General features: G+C 31.0%; 5 protein-coding genes. All 5 read left to right on the plus strand.

The features are described 5' to 3' along the window. The coding region (locus ACI3VO_RS05790; RefSeq protein WP_439756999.1) for a hypothetical protein at positions 1 to 1242 on the plus strand (1242 nt) is incomplete at its 5' end. A 21-nt stretch (positions 1243 to 1263) separates the two neighbouring features. Continuing rightward, positions 1264 to 2514 carry a lecithin retinol acyltransferase family protein gene (locus ACI3VO_RS05795; protein ID WP_439757000.1) on the plus strand — a complete coding sequence of 417 codons (1251 nt, stop codon included), beginning with the start codon at positions 1264 to 1266 and terminating at the stop codon, positions 2512 to 2514. Between the two features lie 206 nt (positions 2515 to 2720). Then, complete coding sequence (locus ACI3VO_RS05800) at positions 2721 to 3566, plus strand: class II fructose-bisphosphate aldolase (protein WP_439757001.1); 846 nt, start codon at positions 2721 to 2723, stop codon at positions 3564 to 3566. 84 nt (positions 3567 to 3650) lie between these two features. After that, positions 3651 to 4346, plus strand: coding sequence for a triose-phosphate isomerase (locus ACI3VO_RS05805; protein WP_439757002.1), 696 nt, complete (start codon positions 3651 to 3653; stop codon positions 4344 to 4346). 1 nt (position 4347) lies between these two features. Then, positions 4348 to 4872 carry a YjbQ family protein gene (locus tag ACI3VO_RS05810; protein WP_439757003.1) on the plus strand — a complete coding sequence of 175 codons (525 nt, stop codon included), beginning with the start codon at positions 4348 to 4350 and terminating at the stop codon, positions 4870 to 4872. Positions 4873 to 5131 lie beyond the last annotated feature (259 nt).

The following is a 5131-nucleotide window of genomic DNA, read 5'->3' on the forward strand; positions in this document are numbered from 1 at the left end:
AAATCTAAAGAAGTTAAACTACTATCATCAGAATTTGATTACACTGAAATTTTAAAAGATTACGATATAGAAGCGATAAATAACTCAATAATAAAATACTACAAAGCAGTGATATCATGGGTAGATGATTTAATTCAAAAGTTAGATTACTTCCAAGAACAAAAGAAAGATATAATAACTGAATTTAATAAAATAGGACTTAAGCTATCAAAAAAATATGAAGATAATCCAAATTTAAGCGAAGAAGAAAATACTTTATTAAGAGACAGACAAAAATTCTTCAAAAAGAATTTCGAGCTAGGTATGAATGAAGTTACTAGAAAGCTTTTATCATATAAAAAACAAGCTCAAAACATAGAAGATAGAATAGATGAAATAAATGAAAGCAATGACGGAATAACAAAGCTAGCAGAATTGGAAGAAGAAAAGAGAGCGAGTTTTTCATTTATAGCAGAAAATACTGCGAATATAGTAAAAAATGCTTTGATTAAAATGGATTACTTCGAAAAAAACAAAGATTTTGCAGTCTCAGCTATAAATCTATGGGATAAATGGTCTATGGATTACAAAGTTCTAAAAACTACATACAAGGAAGATTTAAAAAACAGCTGTGAAAAGGAAGAAATAGAGGAAGAAATTTGGTCAAGCTGGTTTGAGGATTGGTGTCAAACTAGATTTACGATAGAAAAACAATTTATGCCTCTTATAAAGGAAGGACTTAGCGGAAATTTCGATGTTGAAAAGAAAGGTGTAGCTGTTATCGAAGATGTAGTGGAATTACTGCAAGAGTACAAAGAAAAGGTAGATCAATTTTATAAAAATGAAAGAAGTGCGATATATGTAAATTATGCGTTCACTGGAAATGGTGAGCTACAAGAAAAATTTGCTACAGAGTTAGAATTGTACAAAATAAGCTCAGAATTCCAAAAGAAATTACAAAATATCATATTTAGCTTAGAAAAGAACGAAAACAAAATATTCTTGATAAATTGGGCTAACAATTTAATCGATTTACCAGTTGATGAGATAATCGATTTTATAGAATTGAAGAAATTAGATGCTATTCCAGAGCAAGTTTTGAATCAATTTATGGAATTGAAGAAGAAAAATTTTGAAGTATATCTATCTGATGCCAAGGCATATGGTGAAGAACAGGAAAGACGCGAAAAGGAATTCAACTCTTTGATTTTCAAAATGAGAAAAGGTCTTGCGAAGGATAAATCAAAACAGTTATCTCATTAAATTGAAAATGGGTGAAGACTTATGAAAAGCGATATAATAATGAACCCAAGCTTCAATATTTTGGAAGAAGAACCTGAAGTTTGGGTGAAAAAGAGACCGGTTATGGGCGATCATATAAGAGTAAATAGGGGGATTTACTGTCATCATGGAATATATGTATCAGATGATGAAGTTATTCATTTTACTGGAAATGAGGATGACAGTATATTAGATTGGTCTAAACCAGAAGTTATATCTTCTGACCTGGATTACTTCTTAAAAGGAGATACATTAGAAGTTAAAGAGTATACAGATGAGGAACTAAAGGATTTGTATCCAGTCGACCATATAGTTCAATATGCCAGGGCTTGTTTAGGTGATAAGGGGTATAATCTTGTGTTTAATAACTGTGAGCATTTTGCAAATACTTGTACTTTAGGTAGATTTAGAAGTAGACAGGTGGAAAATGTATTTGGTGCTTTATTTGATAAAGGACCGGTAGTGTATGGAGGAAAAAATATGGGCTTAATAAGAAAGGGAATAGACTTTGTAAAGGGATTATTTGGAGGAAATCGTGGAGGAGGAAGCAGAAGTACTTCAAATACCAATACTACTTATAATTATGAACCTGACAAAGTAAAAATAGCTGAGATTGAAGCCAATGCACAAATACGTTTGGCTGAATTAGATAAAGATAGAGTAGAATTAATAAAAAATTCTCAAATAGAACTGTTAGAGTTCAATACTAATTGTGAAATAGCGATAAGAGAAGCAAATGCTAGAAGTTTAAATTCTATGGCACAGAGTATAGCTAATTTACAAACACAATTAAATGAAATTACAGCTAAAAGATTAGAAATTATTGAAAAAGGTTCTATATCAATAGTGAAGGAAATAGAGGGATTTTATAAAGAATTAGAAAATCAAATTGATCAAGATGATTATAAATATTCATCAGAAAAAATGCCTAAATTATTGGAGTTATTAAATCAATATGAGGAAGGTTCAACAGCATATAAATTATATGCTAAACGAATACAAGATGATATGCAAAAGCAATTAGAGCATTATAGCTTACAGATTGAATCTGTAAGAAAAAGACAAGATCAGGTAATGGATAGCTTCTTAAAAAGTAAAGATACTATACTAGAGCAAACAAATAATATAACTCAAGTTTTAATTGATACTCTTCAAGATCAAATGAAGCAAAACAACCAGCTTTCATCACCACAAGATAGTAAAAATCACATACTAAAGCTTGAAAACAAAAACAACAAATTATTAAATGAATAATAAAAATAGCCTTTTACTAAAAAAGTAGGGGGCTTTTTTTATTGCAAAAACTCAATTCTAAACACTTTTACAAATGTTCTGACAAAATATTATTGCAAAAAATCCAAAATATGCTATTATATAAGTATAAACAAATGACAATAAAAATAAAAAAACTGTCAAATGACAATAATATAAATTTTATATACTTGAAAGGGGTTAAAAAAATGATCGTTACTTCAAAAGAACTTTACAAAATCGCACAAAAAAATAATTTCGCAATACCAGCAGCAAACTACATAGATGCTCTTTCAGCAGCAGCACACGTAGAAGTTGCAGAAAAATTAGGACTTCCACTAATATTAGAATTTGCTCAAGCACATGAAACTTTACTTCCATTTGAAGATGGACTAGAAATCGGAAAATATTATGCTGAAAAAGCTAAAGTGCCAGTAGTTCTACATTTAGACCACGGAACAACTAAAGAAAGAATATTCCAAGCTATAGACTTCGGATTTAGATCAGTTATGATAGATGCATCTTCATATAGCTTTGAAGAAAACGTAAAAAGAACAAAAGAAATCGTTGACTACGCTCATTTAAGAGGAGTAGTTGTAGAAGCTGAAATAGGACATGTTGGTGAAGGTGAAGAATACGACAACCAAGACAGCAACAACAACATCTACACAACTGCAGCAGAAGCTAAAGCATTTGTTGAAGCTACAGGAGTTGATTCATTAGCAATATCTATAGGAACTGCTCATGGTTCATACAAAGCTCAAGCAACTCCAGTTATAGATTTCGATAGATTAAAAGAAATCGCAGCTACAATAGATACTCCATTAGTTTTACATGGTGGTTCTTCTTCAGGAGATGAAAACTTAAATAAATGCGCAACAAACGGAATAAGCAAAGTAAATATCTACACTGATTTATGTGTTGCAGCTCACAAAAAAGTTCAAGAATCAGACTGCAAAAACTACCATGAAATAAAAGCAGCTATGAAACAAGGAATGATGGACTGCTTAGAACATTACTATGAAGTATTTGAAACTAAAAAATTCAACGACTAATAAGAATTATAAATGTAAGTAAACTATAAAAAGAGATATATAAAATAGATAGAAATTAATATAAAAAATCAAGGGGGTATAGAAATGGCAAAGGCTCAAACACCATTTTTAGTAGTAAATCCAAAATCATATTTATATGGAGAAAAAAGTTTAGAATTAGCTAAAGCAGCAGATAAAGTAGCAAAAGAAACAGGAATCCAAATATACTTTACTTGCCCATTTGCTGATATTCGTTACATAAAAGAAAACACAGAAAACATAATAGTTACAGCTCAACATATGGATCCTTTAACTCCAGGTCGTGGAATGGGACATGTTTTAGGGGAATCTTTAAAAGAAGCTGGAGCAGAAGCAGTTTTCCTAAACCATGCAGAACATGCTTTAACAATAAGCCAATTATCAGCAACTATAAACAGAGCTAAAGAATTAGGATTAATAGTAATCGCATGTGCAGATTCAGTTGCAGAAGCAGTTGCTATATCTAAATTAAACCCAGAAATATTATTAGCTGAACCAACAGAATTAATCGGAACAGGTACAGTAGCAGACGACAGCTACATGGTAGAAACTATAGAAAAACTTCACGAAGCAAACCCAGATGTATTAGTTATGATAGCTTCAGGTGTATCTACAGCAGATGATGTTTATCATATATTAAAATTAGGTGCTGATGGAACAGGAGCAACTAGCGGTGTATTAAACGCTCCAAGTCCAGCAGGTAGAATCCAAGAATGGGCAGATGCAGTTATAAAATTACAAAACGAAAAGGCAGGTAAATAATATGAAATTATATAAAGAACAAATAGTACTTACTTCACATGGAAAAACTCCAAGTTATTTTGATATAACACCACAAGTTAAAGAAGCAATAGCTAAAAGTGGTGTAAAAGAAGGTATATGTACAGTTTTAACTGCACATACAACTTGCTCAGTATTCTTTGAAGAATTCGTTCATGACTATACAGAAAGTGGAGATGAATTTTTACAAGTTGATTTAAATAACGTTCTTGAAAAAATAATCCCAGACCAAACTGATTATGGTCAATACACTTACCCAGGTGAAAAACACTACGAAGCAGTTGAATCTTGGCCAGATGCTGAAGTTTATCTTCCAGGAGGAGATAGAACCCAATTATTTAACTGTGACGCTCACTTAAAATCAACTATACTAGGTTCTAGTGAAACTTTTGAAGTAGCTGACGGTAAATTAGGCGTTGGTACAACAGGATATATTTACTTTGTTGACTTTGACCGTACTCGTTCAAGACAAAGAAAGTGCAAAATAATCATAATAGGAGAAGAATAATAACTATACCCTATGTTTAAAAAAAAGTGAGTTCTAGAGCGGAGCTCACTTTTTTTAAAGGACTTTATGTTAATTTGAAATTATGGATAATCTGTGTGTAATAGATAAGAAGAAGCTATGAAATGCTATAGCTTTTGTCGGACATATATTCAACCTAAATTCATTGTAAATATGTTTAAGGATTTTGTGACATATGTATGAAAAAAATTTTGTTGGGACATAATATAACCAAGAATTTATATAAAAGTAAAAATATTCA

It is taken from the genome of Intestinibacter sp. (genome assembly GCF_051866655.1).
GTDB lineage: Bacteria > Bacillota > Clostridia > Peptostreptococcales > Peptostreptococcaceae > Intestinibacter.